12 protein-coding genes are annotated in these 15,197 nt (G+C 40.0%); 11 read left to right on the plus strand and 1 reads right to left on the minus strand.

What is annotated here, in order from left to right; translation table 11 throughout:
- Positions 1-191: 191 nt before the first annotated feature.
- From GHD25_RS11350 to yihA, 5 genes are all read left to right on the plus strand, one after another.
- Positions 192-1,172 carry a tetratricopeptide repeat protein gene (locus GHD25_RS11350; protein WP_164216886.1) on the plus strand — a complete coding sequence of 327 codons (981 nt, stop codon included), beginning with the start codon at positions 192-194 and terminating at the stop codon, positions 1,170-1,172.
- 113 nt (positions 1,173-1,285) lie between these two features.
- A complete protein-coding gene (tig, locus tag GHD25_RS11355) occupies positions 1,286-2,593 on the plus strand; it encodes a trigger factor (protein WP_164216888.1) in 1,308 nt (435 codons plus the stop codon).
- Between the two features lie 294 nt (positions 2,594-2,887).
- On the plus strand, positions 2,888-4,165 hold the full coding sequence (clpX, locus tag GHD25_RS11360; protein ID WP_164216892.1) for an ATP-dependent protease ATP-binding subunit ClpX: 1,278 nt from the start codon (positions 2,888-2,890) through the stop codon (positions 4,163-4,165).
- 449 nt (positions 4,166-4,614) lie between these two features.
- Positions 4,615-6,945: an endopeptidase La gene (gene lon, locus GHD25_RS11365; protein WP_164216894.1), complete on the plus strand. Its 2,331-nt coding sequence runs from the start codon at positions 4,615-4,617 to the stop codon at positions 6,943-6,945.
- On the plus strand, positions 6,932-7,519 hold the full coding sequence (gene yihA, locus GHD25_RS11370; RefSeq protein WP_164216897.1) for a ribosome biogenesis GTP-binding protein YihA/YsxC: 588 nt from the start codon (positions 6,932-6,934) through the stop codon (positions 7,517-7,519). Before lon ends, yihA begins: the two co-directional genes overlap by 14 nt.
- 159 nt (positions 7,520-7,678) lie before the next feature.
- Here the strand turns inward: yihA and GHD25_RS11375 are convergent, their stop codons facing one another.
- A complete protein-coding gene (locus GHD25_RS11375) occupies positions 7,679-8,161 on the minus strand; it encodes a LiaI-LiaF-like domain-containing protein (RefSeq protein WP_164216899.1) in 483 nt (160 codons plus the stop codon).
- 252 nt (positions 8,162-8,413) lie between these two features.
- On the opposite strand from GHD25_RS11375, the gene hemA reads away from it, so the two are divergent.
- From hemA to hemL, 6 genes are all read left to right on the plus strand, one after another.
- Positions 8,414-9,784, plus strand: coding sequence for a glutamyl-tRNA reductase (gene hemA, locus GHD25_RS11380; protein ID WP_164216901.1), 1,371 nt, complete (start codon positions 8,414-8,416; stop codon positions 9,782-9,784).
- Between the two features lie 18 nt (positions 9,785-9,802).
- Positions 9,803-10,621, plus strand: a complete 819-nt coding sequence (locus GHD25_RS11385; RefSeq protein ID WP_164216903.1) for a cytochrome C assembly family protein — start codon at positions 9,803-9,805, stop codon at positions 10,619-10,621.
- Positions 10,622-10,662: 41 nt separating this feature from the next.
- On the plus strand, positions 10,663-11,592 hold the full coding sequence (gene hemC / locus GHD25_RS11390; protein ID WP_164216906.1) for a hydroxymethylbilane synthase: 930 nt from the start codon (positions 10,663-10,665) through the stop codon (positions 11,590-11,592).
- Positions 11,592-12,371, plus strand: a complete 780-nt coding sequence (locus GHD25_RS11395; protein ID WP_164216908.1) for a uroporphyrinogen-III synthase — start codon at positions 11,592-11,594, stop codon at positions 12,369-12,371. Before hemC ends, GHD25_RS11395 begins: the two co-directional genes overlap by 1 nt.
- Entirely contained in the window at positions 12,364-13,344 is a 981-nt protein-coding gene (gene hemB / locus GHD25_RS11400; protein WP_164216910.1) for a porphobilinogen synthase, read from the plus strand. Before GHD25_RS11395 ends, hemB begins: the two co-directional genes overlap by 8 nt.
- A gap of 223 nt (positions 13,345-13,567) precedes the next feature.
- The gene (hemL, locus tag GHD25_RS11405) at positions 13,568-14,851 is read left to right on the plus strand and encodes a glutamate-1-semialdehyde 2,1-aminomutase (RefSeq protein WP_164216912.1); all 1,284 of its coding nucleotides are present in this window, start codon (positions 13,568-13,570) and stop codon (positions 14,849-14,851) included.
- Positions 14,852-15,197 lie beyond the last annotated feature (346 nt).

The following is a 15,197-nucleotide window of genomic DNA, read 5'->3' on the forward strand; positions in this document are numbered from 1 at the left end:
GTTAATTTAGTCCAATTCTATTGAAAAATGAATAATAACCCCGCCTATTGTTCCCTTCATCAATTATGGTATAATCAACAAAATATATTTTTTAACAGAAATAAGAATTAAGGTTTATCACTGTCGGAAAGGGGGAAAGTATAGTTACCATCTGTATCATGACTAATATAACACCGGAAAGGAGGAATCGGATGGGAAAGAAAGCCGGCAATGTGGTTCTTTTTCCGAAATGGAAAATTTCTTTGGAGGAAAGCAGCCTGCAGGCAATGAAGGAAAAGAGATATGAAGATGCATTGGAAAAACTGGATGAATTATTAAGCTACAAAGTAAATCATTATGAAATAATTGTCGGAAAGATTATATGTCTAATGGAATTAAACCGTTACAATGAGGCACAAAATATTTGTGAAGACATGCTGCAGCATAAAAATGATGATTATTATCATTACTTACATATATACTTAACTTTGCTATTTCAAACAAATCAGTATGAAATATTAATGGAACAGGTGGAAGAGGAATTATCAAAAGGATCTTTACCCCCGCTGTTGGAAGAACAAAGCAAAGAACTATACGAGTTAAGCATAAAAATGAAAGCAGATGTCATCATTGGTGAGAATGCTGAATATACGGAAGGCCTGAGACAGGCAATACATAATGAAAACCACCTCGAACAGTGGGGATTAGTGGAAAAATTGCGTAAATCCAAAGCGCAGCCTGACAAACATACTTTATCCATTTTAAAAGAAGAACAGATTCATCCAGTTGTAAAAACTGCTATTTTTCAATGGCTGCAGGAATCAGCTGTAAAGGACAAAGTACATATTCGTAAACTGGGACTGCAATTGAAAGTGAAACCAACAGAAGTAACAGAACTGAAAAAGCAAAATATCCTGAAAGAAACAGTCTATCACCTTGAAGAAATGGAACAGCAAAATCCATCACTGATGAAATTGTTAAATAAAATCTTGTACCGTTATATTTATGTACGTTATCCAATTATGCCGCCTTCAGAAGATGCCGGAATCATAGCTCATGCTCTTATCCACATTGGAAAAGAGTATATCAGCCCGGAAAATAATTCAATAACAGAACCCGATGCATTAATTGCTTCGTACCTGAAGGAAATAAATCTATGTGAATCATTATTCCTGAGTATCATAGACGAGTAAACACTTGAAAGGCATATGAATTATGTTATAATAAGATGGTTGTAAATTTGAGATCGAAATACCAATGATAAATGTAAAATGTATGGAATCAATAGATTTTGGAGGGAAATGCAATGACAGCAAATTGGGAAAAGAAAGAAGGAAATGAAGGGGTATTGACTTTTGAAGTTCCGGTAGAAGAATTTGATCAAGCACTGGATCAGGCTTTTAAGAAAGTCTCCAAAGATGTGGAAATACCGGGTTTTCGTAAAGGGAAAATTCCGCGCAAGCTTTTTGAAAGCCGTTTTGGAGTAGAATCCTTGTATCAGGATGCCGTAGATATCGTGCTGCCTGATGCCTATGTCAAGGCAATTGATGAAACTGGAATCGAACCGGTAGCACAGCCGGAAGTGGATATAGAAACAATTGAAAAAGGTCAGCCTCTGGTATTTACTGCAACAGTTACGGTAAAACCGGAAGTGACGCTTGGTAATTATAAAGGCCTGGAAGTAGAAGAGGAGTCTGTGGAAGTAACAGATGAAGATGTGGATCATGAAATTGACCATCAGCGTGAACATCATGCTGAGTTAGTCGTAAAAGAAGAAGGCAAAATTGAAGAAGGCGATACTGTCGTTATGGACTTCGAAGGGTTTATGGACGGGGAAGCCTTTGACGGCGGTAAGGGAGAAAATCATTCCCTCGAAATTGGATCAGGACAATTTATTCCGGGATTTGAAGAAAAATTGATCGGAAAAGAATCAGGAGAAGATACAGAAATTGAAGTAACTTTTCCGGAAGATTATCATGCAGAGGAACTGGCAGGAAAAGATGCGACATTTAAGGTGAAAATCCATGAGGTAAAATATAAAGAATTGCCTGAACTGGATGATGAATTTGCAAAAGATGTCGATGATGAAGTAGAAACGCTGGATGAACTGAAGAAAAAGAAAAAAGAAGAACTGGAAAAACAAAAGAAGCAGGATGCGGAAAATCAAAAGAAAGAAACATTAGTTCAAAAAGCATCTGATAATGCAGAGGCTGATATTCCTACAGCGATGGTGGATACCGAGCTGGAGCAAATGGTAAGAGAATTTGAACAGCAGCTGCAAATGCAGGGCATGACAATGGAAATGTATAGTCAATTTTCCGGTCAGGATGAAAGTGCATTAAAGGAACAAATGAGAGAAGATGCGGAAAAACGGGTAAAAACAAATCTTACACTTGAAGCTATTGCCAAAAAAGAAGAAATAGAAGTTACGGATGAAGATGTCGATAAGGAAATGGAAAATATGGCCTCCATGTATGGAACTGACGTAGAGCAAATAAAACAAATTCTTGGAGGAAATGCTGAGGCACTTAAAAGTGATTTGAAAATGAGAAAAGCAATTGATTTCCTGCTCGAGGAAAGCAAAACAGTCAGTGCCGCTGAGGGAGAAGAATAAGAGGAAAAGAAGGACATTAATATTTCTCAGCTTGGTTAAATGAGACAGGGTACCTGTCCCTATGTCCCCTAAACAAGGTGCGAGTTTTCGCACCTTGTTTTACATTTTAATGCGTCTGGACATACTATTTTGCATATGAGCTAATTATTTTCCAAATCTGACATATAGATATATAGTACAAGCAATAAAAGTATATTGTTTTGTTTTTTTATTTCCATCTGATATGATGACTATAATGTTGAATCAAGAATGCATGACTAGGGAAAGATATAGATCTTTTAGGGGTGAAATGAAATGTTTAAATTTAACGAAGAAAAAGGACAATTAAAATGTTCGTTTTGCGGTAAAAGCCAAGAACAAGTCCGAAAGCTTGTAGCCGGGCCTGGTGTATATATATGTGATGAATGTATTGAACTGTGCACTGAAATCGTGGAAGAAGAATTGGGTACGGAGGAAGAAACAGAATTAAAAGAGATTCCAAAGCCGATGGAAATCTGTGAAACATTGGATGATTACGTCATCGGACAGGAAAAAGCAAAAAAGAATTTATCTGTTGCAGTTTATAACCACTATAAACGGATTAATTCATCAAAGGGCACGGATGATGTGGAAATTGCCAAAAGTAATATTGCAATGATTGGCCCGACAGGAAGCGGGAAAACACTGCTCGCGCAAACGATGGCCAGAATTTTAAATGTGCCATTTGCCATGGCTGATGCAACTTCATTGACAGAAGCCGGCTATGTTGGAGAAGATGTAGAGAACATTCTTTTAAAACTGATCCAGGCTGCGGACTATGATGTGGAAAAAGCAGAAAAAGGCATTATTTATATCGATGAAATTGACAAGGTTGCCCGTAAGTCGGAAAATCCATCCATTACCCGTGATGTATCCGGGGAAGGTGTACAGCAGGCACTTCTAAAGATCCTGGAAGGGACCGTTGCCAGTGTGCCTCCTCAAGGCGGGAGAAAGCATCCGCATCAGGAATTCATTCAAATTGATACGACAAATATCCTGTTCATTGTCGGCGGAGCCTTTGACGGCATCGATCAGGTCATTAAGCGCCGGTTGGGCAAGAAAGTAATTGGCTTTGGTGCCAATGAAAAACAACAGGATTTGGATACGGGACAACTGCTTGAAAAAGTATTGCCGGAAGATTTATTGCGTTATGGTTTAATTCCGGAGTTTATTGGAAGAATTCCTGTAATCGGCAGCCTCACGCCATTGGATGAAGGAGCATTGGTGGAAATTCTGACTAAGCCGAAAAATGCGCTGGTAAAACAGTATATTAAACTTTTCCAGATGGATGATGTGGAGTTGGAATTTGAAGAGGATGCATTAAAGGAAATAGCAGCAAAAGCGATCGAAAGAAAAACCGGTGCGCGCGGCCTGCGTTCCATCATAGAAGGCCTTATGGTTGATGTCATGTTTGAGTTGCCGTCAAGGGAAGACATTGAAAAATGCATCATTACCAAGGATACAGTGATCGAGGAAAATGGCAGTCCAAAACTGATCTTTAAAGACGGAACCATAAAAGAAGCGAATAAAAAACATCCTAGAGAAAGCGCGTAATCACGTAATTAAAAAAACATGAATGGAAGAGACTAACGTGGCATTACAAAGCGTAGTGCATACCGTTAGTCTCTTTTTGCGAAATTGGAAAGACTGTCATCAGAAAAGCAGCATTCCAAAACTTTTACACTGAGGTTATCGTACAGCACAATTCAATTCAGAGTATGTATGTCAGGACTTGTGCTTTTCGGGGAAGATATAAGTTTTTGTGGAAAAATTTCGGTTAAACCGATTATAGTGATAGCCAGCATCCCATTTCCCGCTGTTTTGTAGTGGAATTAAAAGTTTTGTATAGCTTTTAAAGGAAATACTAATGATAAGAAAGCTTCCTATTCCCATGATTGGAAAACCTCATTTATCCAATTATATAATTTTACAAACAACCAGGTTTTCTATAAACTTTAAGAATATACGTTTTAAATTTACATAATTACAGGGAGGTGCCTACAATGGCAAAACAACACATTCAAGTTCCCCTCCTTCCATTACGTGGACTGCTCATATTTCCATCAATGGTACTTCACCTTGATGTGGGACGAGATAAATCAATTGCAGCATTGGAAAAAGCGATGATGGGCGATCAATCCATTTTTCTTGCGGCCCAAAAAAAAGTGAGTATGGAAGACCCGCAGCCAAAGGACATATATAAAATAGGTACAATGGCAAAAGTAAAACAGATGCTTAAGCTTCCTAATGGAACAATCCGTGTACTTGTGGAAGGGTTGCACAGGGGAGAAATAACTGTTTTTACGGAAGAAGAAGATGAATTTGTGGTAGAAATCCAAGAGCTGGAAGACGTGCATGGGGAGGAGAACGAAGAAGAAGCATTAATGCGTTCTTTACTAAAGCAGTTTGAACAATATACTAAAATTTCCCGAAAAATTACAAATGAAACATTTGCCACTGTCTCCGATATTGATGAGCCCGGCAGACTTGCGGATATTATAACTTCGCATTTGTCTTTAAAAGTGAAGGATAAACAGGAATTGCTGGAAATAGTTCATGTTAAAACACGGCTTCAGAAATTAATTGAAATTATAACAAATGAAAAAAAGGTGCTTGATTTAGAGAAAAAAATTGGACAGCGTGTGAAAAGCTCCATGGAAAAAACGCAAAAAGAATATTATCTGCGTGAACAATTAAAAGCAATCCAGCGGGAGCTTGGGGAAAATGACGGAAAAACAGGTGAAGTCGGAGAATTGCAGGAAAAGATTGAGAAGTCCGACATGCCGGAACATATTCAGGAAGTCGCGTTCAAGGAATTAGGCAGATTTGAAAAAATTCCTCAAAGTTCTGCAGAAAGCTCTGTCATCAGAAATTATCTGGAATGGCTGATTGCATTGCCATGGACAAAAAAATCAGAAGATAATATTGAAATTGAACATGCAAAGGAAATTCTTGATGCTGACCATTACGGGTTGGATAAAGTGAAGGAGCGAATTCTTGAATATTTAGCAGTCCAAAAATTAACCCAGTCAATTAAAGGGCCGATTCTCTGCCTTGTAGGCCCGCCGGGCGTTGGAAAAACATCGCTTGCAAAATCTATTGCGCGATCCATTAATCGTAATTTTGTCCGGATTTCACTGGGGGGTGTCCGCGATGAAGCAGAAATCCGCGGTCATCGCAGAACATATATTGGTGCTATGCCGGGAAGAATTATCCAGGGTATGAAAAAGGCAGAAACAGTTAATCCGGTATTCCTGCTTGATGAAATAGATAAAATGTCCAATGATTTTCGGGGAGACCCTTCATCCGCCATGCTGGAAGTATTGGACCCGGAGCAAAACAATGCATTCAGTGATCATTTTATTGAAGAAACCTATGACTTATCGAATGTATTATTTGTTGCTACCGCAAATTATGTAAACAATATTCCTTCACCACTTTTGGACCGCATGGAACTCATATCGATTGCAGGGTATACAGAAGTGGAAAAAATGCATATTGCAAAAGATCATCTTTTACCAAAACAGCTGAAGGAGAATGGCTTAAAGAAAGGAAATCTGCAAATATGGGATGAAGCTTTATTAAAACTGATCCGTCGTTATACAAGAGAAGCCGGGGTCAGGGGACTGGAACGCCAGCTGGCAACTATATGCAGAAAAGCAGCTAAAATAGTTATTTCCAAGGAGAAAAAACGAGTTATTGTAACCGAGAACAGCATGGAAGAATTACTTGGAAAACCGGTGTATCGTTATGGGATGATGGAGAAAGAAGATCAGGTCGGGACAGCAACCGGACTCGCATATACTACAGCAGGCGGTGACACATTGTCTATTGAAGTATCTTATTATCCCGGCAAAGGGAAACTGACACTTACCGGAAAGCTTGGAGAGGTAATGCGGGAGTCAGCCCAGGCTGCTTTCAGTTATATCCGTTCACGGTCGGATGAACTGAAAATCGATCCCGACTTTCATGAAACAAATGATATTCATATCCACGTTCCCGAAGGTGCTACACCAAAGGACGGTCCCTCAGCGGGCATTACAATGGCAACAGCACTTGTCTCTGCCTTAACAGGGAGACCAGTGAGGAAAGAAGTTGGGATGACAGGAGAAATCACACTGCGCGGGCGTGTTTTGCCCATTGGCGGACTAAAAGAAAAGTCATTAAGTGCACATCGGGCAGGTATAACGACAATTATTATTCCGGAAGAAAATGAAAAAGATATTGATGATATACCGGAAAGTGTGCGGAATGATTTGACTTTTATAAAGGTGAATCATTTGGACCAGGTGCTGGAACAAGCATTGGCGGGGAAAAAGCATGAAGGTAACTAACGCGGAAATCGTTATCAGTGCAGTGAGTAAAAAGCAATATCCAAATGAAGGTCTGCCAGAGTTTGCCCTGGCCGGCAGATCCAATGTGGGAAAGTCTTCCTTTATTAACAGGCTGATCAATCGGAAGAATCTGGCCCGGACTTCCTCCAAGCCGGGAAAGACGCAAACTCTGAACTTCTATAAAATTAATGATATATTTTATTTTGTTGATGTCCCGGGTTATGGTTATGCAAAAGTTTCCAAAAAGGAAAGAAAAAAATGGGGAGGGATGATGGAGGAGTATTTCCAGACAAGAAATACACTCCGGGCTGTACTGCTGATCACGGATCTCCGCCATGAACCCAGTGGCGATGACCTGCAAATGTATGATTTTTTAAAGTATTATAATCAGCCCGTAATTATTGTAGCTACAAAACTTGATAAGGTGCCCAAAAATAAAAGGGCAGCTCATATCAAGCGTACGAGCAAAGCTTTTGAAATTGAACAGGGGGATGTGCTCCTTCCTTTCTCGGCTGAAACGGGTGAAGGAAAAGAGGAAGCATGGCGGCTGTTGCGTACTTTTTTGCAGAAGTGAGAAGCTAAACGATAAAAGTAATGATTTGCATACTAGCTCCGGCAGTATATGAAGACCTAATTACCGCACTTATGTCAGTAATGGAAGGGTGGTATGCTGCCGGAGCGGTCAATATTTGATAAAAACCGGTTTACCTTTTTAATTGTATGTTTTCTTTCATTACTTTCCTTTTCTAAGTAAATAAAAACCTATTATGATTAAAATAATTGCCCAGTATTTTTCCACTAAATCAAATACAACATATACCCAGCTTAACCAGCCAGGCAGACTGAAAGGAAAAAGCAGGAGTACTGCAATTCCGGTAAGTAGAATACCGTAGAAAAATCCGTCCTTTGTTTTTGTATATCTGATCAGAAATGCGAGCCCGATAATTAGAATGTACATGGCCCAATGGTCAATCCAGAAGGAATAGTGCTGCATGCCATGGAAATGGATGCCAATTCCCAGTATGACAATACCGCTGAAAATATTTTGATAGGTTTTTGTTTTAAAACTATGTATTAAAAGCGCCAACCCAATAATAATCACGATCGTTTGCCAGGAATAGAAATTTGTTAGAATAGGAACTTTTAGCTGTCTTAGCAGGAAAAATACCCCAATTCCAATTAATATATAAGCCCCGATGGAATGTTGTTTTTTCAACGAACCCCTCCTCATGCACGATTTCTTGCTTCTTCATTTTTCTTATGTTACATTACAAACGGGTTTAGTGATTATACGGTTAATTTTATATAAAAGTTTCAGAGTCTGTTCACATTTTAACAAAAAAAAGCTTTTTCGACATGTTATAATATAGAGGAATGTATATTAAATAAGAATGAATTTAATCATGGAAACCTGTTTTTAAACATAAATTTATTTGTATGCGAAAGTATTCATGTGGGGGTAGATCATGTGCATATATTGAAAGTCGGCTTTAATTACAAAACCGCCCCTGTAGAAATTAGGGAAAAACTTACATTTACAGAGGAATCATTGCATCAGGCAATGGTGGAATTGAAAGACAGGAAAAGCATTCTGGAAAATGTGATTATATCTACATGCAACAGAACTGAAATTTATGCTGTCGTAGATCAGCTTCATACCGGGCGTTATTATATTAAGCAATTTTTATCTGATTGGTTTCAAATCAATAAGTCGGAATTCTCGACTTATCTGCACATCACTGAGGATGATGGTGCAATGGAGCATCTCTTCCGGGTATCTACAGGTCTTGATTCCATGGTTTTGGGAGAAACACAAATTTTGGGACAAGTAAAAGATTCTTTTCTTACTTCCCAGAACCTAAAAACAACCGGGACCATCTTTAACGAACTGTTTAAGCAGGCTATCACTTTCGGAAAAAGAATGCATAAAGAAACAGCTATAGGCGAGCAGGCTGTTTCCATCAGCTATGCTGCTGTGGAGCTTGCAACCAAGATCTTTGGCGATCTGAAAAATAAACATGTTGTGGTAGTTGGTGCAGGAGAAATGGGAGAACTTGCACTGAAGAATATTCACGGCGCCGGCGCAACGAAAATCACTGTGGTAAACCGTACATTGGAAAATGCTAAAAAGGCAGCCGAGCAATATCATGCAGAAGCAAAAACATTGGATGAACTGGAGTCTCTTCTGGAGGAAACAGATATTTTAATCAGTTCTACCGCTTCAAGTGACATTGTTCTGTCGAAGGAAACTGTCTCCGGAGTGCAGAAAAAACGGAAAGGCAGCCCGTTATTTTTAATGGATATTGCCGTGCCGAGGGATCTTGACCCGGAAATAAGTGAACTGGATAATGTGTTCCTATATGATATTGATGATCTGCAGCATGTAGTAGATAAAAATCTGGAGACCCGCAAGGCTGCAGCCGAAAAAATTGAACTCCTTCTCGAGGAGGAAATAGTTCAATTTAAAGAATGGGTAAAAACATTAGGCGTGGTGCCGGTAATATCGGCATTGCGGCATAAAGCACTATCCATCCAGGCAGAAACAATGAAAAGCATTGAACGAAAGATCCCGGACTTAACAGAAAGGGAAAAAAAAGTGCTTAGGAAACATACAAAAAGCATTATTAATCAGCTTCTGAAAGAACCGGTAACACAGGCGAAGGAACTTGCAGCAAGTGATAAAGCAGAGGAATCCCTGGATTTATTTGTAAATATCTTTGGTATTGAAAATGAAGTGAAAGAGGAATTTGAAAAACAAGCAAAAAAAAATGATACAATGATAAAGTTAAAAGCGGATGAACGTGCTTTTGCCATACGGAAGAAAATACAGACCATTTAAGCGGGAAGGAATCTCTATATGGCTGAATGGAAATGGTTATATGAAGTCATGCTAGTTTTGTATGGTTCAAGCTTAATCAGCTATTTTTATGATTTTGTCTGGAATAATCGGAAGGTGAAATTAATTGCCTTCCGGTTGCTTAGTATGGTTTGGGTTATTCAAACCCTTTTTTTATTGTATCAGGTGTTCATGGAAAATAATTTCCCGATGTTGACCCTGAATGCCAGTTTGTTTTTCTATGCTTGGGTGCTGTTAACCTTATCCCTAATTATTAATCGGTTATTTGCGATTCATTTTATCATATTTTTTACGAACGTTTTCAGCTTTTTTGTGTTTTTATTATACACATTATCCATTGCCGGGGAAATGAGTCAGCCGGAAGGGGCGCAGTTTGTACATGAGATTCTAATCTCTCATATATCTCTATCGATTCTTTCTTATGGCTTTTTTACAATATCATTTTTATTCTCACTTATGTATTTGATACAATATTGGTTGTTAAAGAAAAAAAGAGCGGTAAGGTGGATTTGGCGTTTTGGCGATCTGCACCAACTCGAAAAGTATGCCTCTCGGGCGGTTTCGATCGGTGTTCCAATATTATTGATAGGAATCATTTTAGGTGTTGTATGGGCATATGTTTCCCAGGCGGAATTTTATTGGTTTGATATAAAAACAATTGGTTCGATTCTATTATTGATGGTATACAGCATATTTTTGATTATGCGGCTTGGAAAAGGCTATAGGGGAAAATCCATTGCTGTTTACAATACAGCAGCATTTTTGTTCATGCTGATTAATTTCTTTTTATTCAGTCTGATGTCCGGATTCCATATTTAAATGAAGGCTGGTTTTGAGAGTATAGTAAAGGAGGAAAAATTATGCGTAAAATTATAGTAGGTTCAAGAAAAAGCAACCTTGCTTTAACGCAAACAAATTGGGTAATTGAACAATTGAAAAAGGCAGGGGTGAAAAACGATTTTGAGGTAAAAAAAATAGTTACAAAAGGGGATAAAATTCTCGATGTCACCTTATCAAAAGTAGGGGGGAAAGGGCTGTTTGTAAAGGAAATAGAGCAGGCCATGTATGATAAGGAAATTGATCTGGCTGTACATAGCATGAAGGATATGCCTTCAGAAATGCCCCCGGGACTTCAAATTACCTCGATCCCGGTTAGAGAAGATCACCGGGATGCCTTTATTTCAAAGAATAATACAGCTTTACAGGATTTGCCTGAAGGTGCAATTATAGGTACAAGCAGTCTTCGCCGGGCTGCACAAATGCTGGCGGAGAGACCGGATGTTAATATAAAGTGGATCCGCGGAAATATAGAAACCCGTCTCAGGAAACTGAATGAGGAAGACTATGATGCCATTATATTAGCAGTTTCCGGGTTAAAGCGGGTAGGATTGAGTGAAGATCTAATCACGGAATATCTTGAGCCGGAAATATGTGTTCCTGCTGTCGGCCAAGGGGCTTTGGCCATAGAAAGCCGCGAGGATGATCATGAACTTCGGGAAATTCTTTCAGCCATTCATGATGATTATACGGCAAAGACGATTAGTGCGGAAAGAACGTTCCTTCATTTACTGGAGGGCGGATGCCAGGTACCGATCGGCGGTTATGCTTATCTGGAAAATGACGATATAGTGCTAACAGCACTGGTAGGTACACCGGATGGCAAAACAATTCTTAAAGAAGAAGTGCGCGGACAAGACCCTGAAACTGTCGGAAAAGAAGCTGCAGACCTTTTGATCAAGCAGGGTGCTAAAGAAATTGTTGAAAGTGTGAAAGAGGAGCTTGACAACTGATGGAGATATCATTGCATGAAAATAGAATTCTTGTAACCAGAGAGGAAAAACAGGGGAAGCAATTCGCAGCGAAAATTCGCCACTATGATGGACACCCAATCGAAGTACCTCTTTTACAAATTTCATGTAAAGATCTTCAGGAACATTATACTTTCTTTCAGCAGCTGACGAACTATCAATGGATCTTTTTTACGAGTGCCAATGGAGTAAGGTGTTTTTTTCAATTAGCAAAAAGATATAACATAGATACAAAGGTATTAAAACTGTTAAAGATAGCTGCAGTTGGGCATAAAACAGAAGAGGCACTAAAAGACGAAGGATTTAGTGCTGCTTTCATTCCATCTGTATATAATGCGGAAGTAATGGCTAAGGAGTTTTTTCATGTTTATCATGATATATCCCCTGTACTTATTGTGAGAGGCAGCAAATCCCTCGACATTCTTCCTGCAGCGTTTGAGGAACGTTCAATAAAGTATGATGCCATGGAAGTGTATGAAACGACTTCGCGGGTGGATATGAAAACACGCTTAAATAAAACATTAAAAACTGGAAAGATTGATTTTATCACCTTTACAAGTCCATCTTCTGTGGAAACTTTTCATTCCCTGGCAGATGTCGAAATAAATGTGCCCATCGTCTGTATTGGAACAACTACAGAAAAAAAAGCAAAACAATTAGGCTTTCATTCTATTTTAGTGCCCGAGGAATTTACAGTAGATGGAATGATCCACTGTCTGGGAAAGTATCTTTTGAAAAAGGAGTTAAATAATAATGGTTAATCAATTATCGTTTGACCGGCACCGGAGATTGCGTTCGTCAGGTGCCATGCGTGCGTTGGTAAGAGAAACCCATCTTCAGGTGGATGACCTGATTTATCCGCTGTTTGTTGTGGAAGGAAAAGATGTGAAAAACGAAGTGCCTTCCATGCCAGGCATTTATCAAGTTTCCCTGGACCATCTCCAGGAAGAAGTTACCGAAGTTCAAAATTTAGGCATTAAGGCGCTTCTTCTGTTCGGAGTCCCTAAAGAGAAGGATGAAAAAGGGACTGGAGCTTTTATTTCAGATGGCATCGTGCAGGAAGCTGCTCGCTTTCTCAAGAAGGAATTTCCCGATATGCTTATTATTGCTGACACCTGCTTGTGTGAGTATACTTCACATGGACACTGCGGCGTTATTCATGACGGTGATGTGGACAACGATGAATCCCTGAAACTGCATGCTAAAACTGCCGTCTCCCAAGCGGAAGCAGGAGCCGATATCATTGCTCCGTCAAATATGATGGACGGGTTCGTAGCGGCAATCCGTGAGGCGCTGGATGAAGCTGGATATCAAAACGTACCAATCATGTCTTATGCTATTAAATATGCGTCCGCTTTTTATGGTCCTTTTCGGGATGCAGCTGATAGCACACCACAATTTGGAGACCGAAAAACATATCAAATGGATTATGCCAATCGCCGGGAGGCAATGCGTGAAGCGGTATCGGATATTCATGAAGGTGCCGACTTCCTTATTGTTAAACCCGCCTTGTCTTACCTGGATATTGTCCGTGATGTAAGGAATAATGTTGAAGCACCGGTAGTTGCTTATAATGTAAGCGGCGAATATTCCATGGTTAAAGCGGCTGCATTAAATGGCTGGATCGATGAAAAGGAAATTGTATTGGAAAAACTGACATCAATGAAACGGGCCGGAGCTGATCTAATAATCACTTATTTTGCAAAAGACGCAGCAAAATGGTTGAATGAGTAATATAAAATAAACTTTCAATGTAGCTATTTCTATCGGCTCAATTGATTGCAGGGTGAACGAATGGAGAGTTTGCTGGCTGCTGCCTCCCCAATTCAAATCCTGGGTCTGCTTAAATCCTTGGAGCGGCGGTTCTGCGGAGCATTTACGTGCATCCAGGATGTGCGTTATTGTCCGCCAGCCAGTTAAACTTCGAAATAAATTAATGAAATTAGGGTGATGATCTATGAAATTTGAAGCCTCAATTGATGCGTACAAAGAAGCAGTAGATTTAATGCCGGGGGGAGTGAATTCTCCCGTCCGTGCTTTTAAATCCGTTGGTATGTCCCCGATTTTTATGGAATCTGGCAAAGGATCCAAAATTAGGGATATTGACGGAAACGAATACATTGATTATGTATTAAGCTGGGGCCCCCTTATTTTAGGACATGCTGATGAGGGGGTTGTAAGTAAACTGCAGGAGACAGCAGCGAAAGGTACAAGCTTTGGTGCACCTACTATTCTGGAAAATAATCTGGCACAGCTTGTGATTGAACGTGTACCATCCGTGGAAATGGTTCGTATGGTAAATTCGGGAACAGAAGCCACCATGAGTGCATTACGTGTGGCGAGGGGATTTACCGGAAGAGACAAAATCCTCAAATTTGAGGGAAACTATCACGGTCACGGAGATTCTCTGCTTATTAAAGCAGGTTCCGGTGTAGCGACCCTGGGCTTGCCTGACAGTCCGGGTGTTCCTGAGTCCATTGCCCAAAATACTATCACTGTACCGTATAATGATATGGAGAGCGTGGAGTATGCTTTTAAAGAATACGGGCAGGATATTGCGGCAGTAATTGTAGAACCTGTGTCAGGAAATATGGGTGTGGTTCCGCCGGTGGACAACTTCCTGGAGAAGTTGAGAAAAGTAACAGAGGATCATGGTTCCCTCCTTATATTTGATGAAGTAATGACCGGATTCCGGGTAGGATATCATTGTGCACAGGGCTATTTTGGCGTGACCCCTGATTTAACCTGTTTAGGCAAAGTAATCGGTGGGGGGCTGCCGGTTGGTGCTTACGGCGGGAAGAGGGAAATTATGGAAAGCATCGCACCAACAGGTAATATTTATCAGGCAGGCACATTATCCGGAAATCCGCTTGCAATGACAGCAGGGTATGAAACATTAAGTTCATTGAATGAGGACACTTATACAGAAATCAATAAAAAGGTGGACCGGCTGGTGGAAGGGTTTGAGAAAGCTGCAGGAGCATATGATATCCCGCTTCATATAAACCGTGCGGGCTCCATGGTTGGCGTTTTCTTTACTGATGAAGAAGTGGTCAATTATGAAACAGCTCAATCATCCAACCTGGATTATTTTGCGAAATATTACCGGGCCATGATTGAAAAAGGTGTATTTCTACCGCCGTCCCAATTTGAAGGGTTATTCCTGTCCACTGCACATACAGACGATGATATTGAGAAAACGATTGATGCAGTAGACTATGCTTTTTCTAAATTAAAATAACTTCTTGCGCCAAGTGAGTTTTGGAAAACTTGGCTGCACTTACTTACACAGTAAGAAATTTTATCATACTTTCATAACTGCCAAAAAAGCTATTCCTTAGTGAATAGCTTTTTTTGGTGTGCCAGGCATGCACACATTCTATAGGGTTCAAGTCCCGAGCCACGAAGGCAGTAGTAGTGGTTAGCTTAAGACAAGGGTGTCTGGGGTGACCCAGAATCTGAAGGAAGTCAGCGGCAAATCTCCGCCCTTAGGAACACGAACTTCATATAAGGCTGAGATGCACTTGGATGAGGCTGCCAAACACGTCAAAGTCCTTACTGTCGAAGGGTGCATCGGGTAGATGAAG

The organism is Virgibacillus aidingensis (assembly GCF_010994035.1).
In the GTDB taxonomy this organism is placed as follows: Bacteria; Bacillota; Bacilli; order Bacillales; family Amphibacillaceae; genus Virgibacillus_N.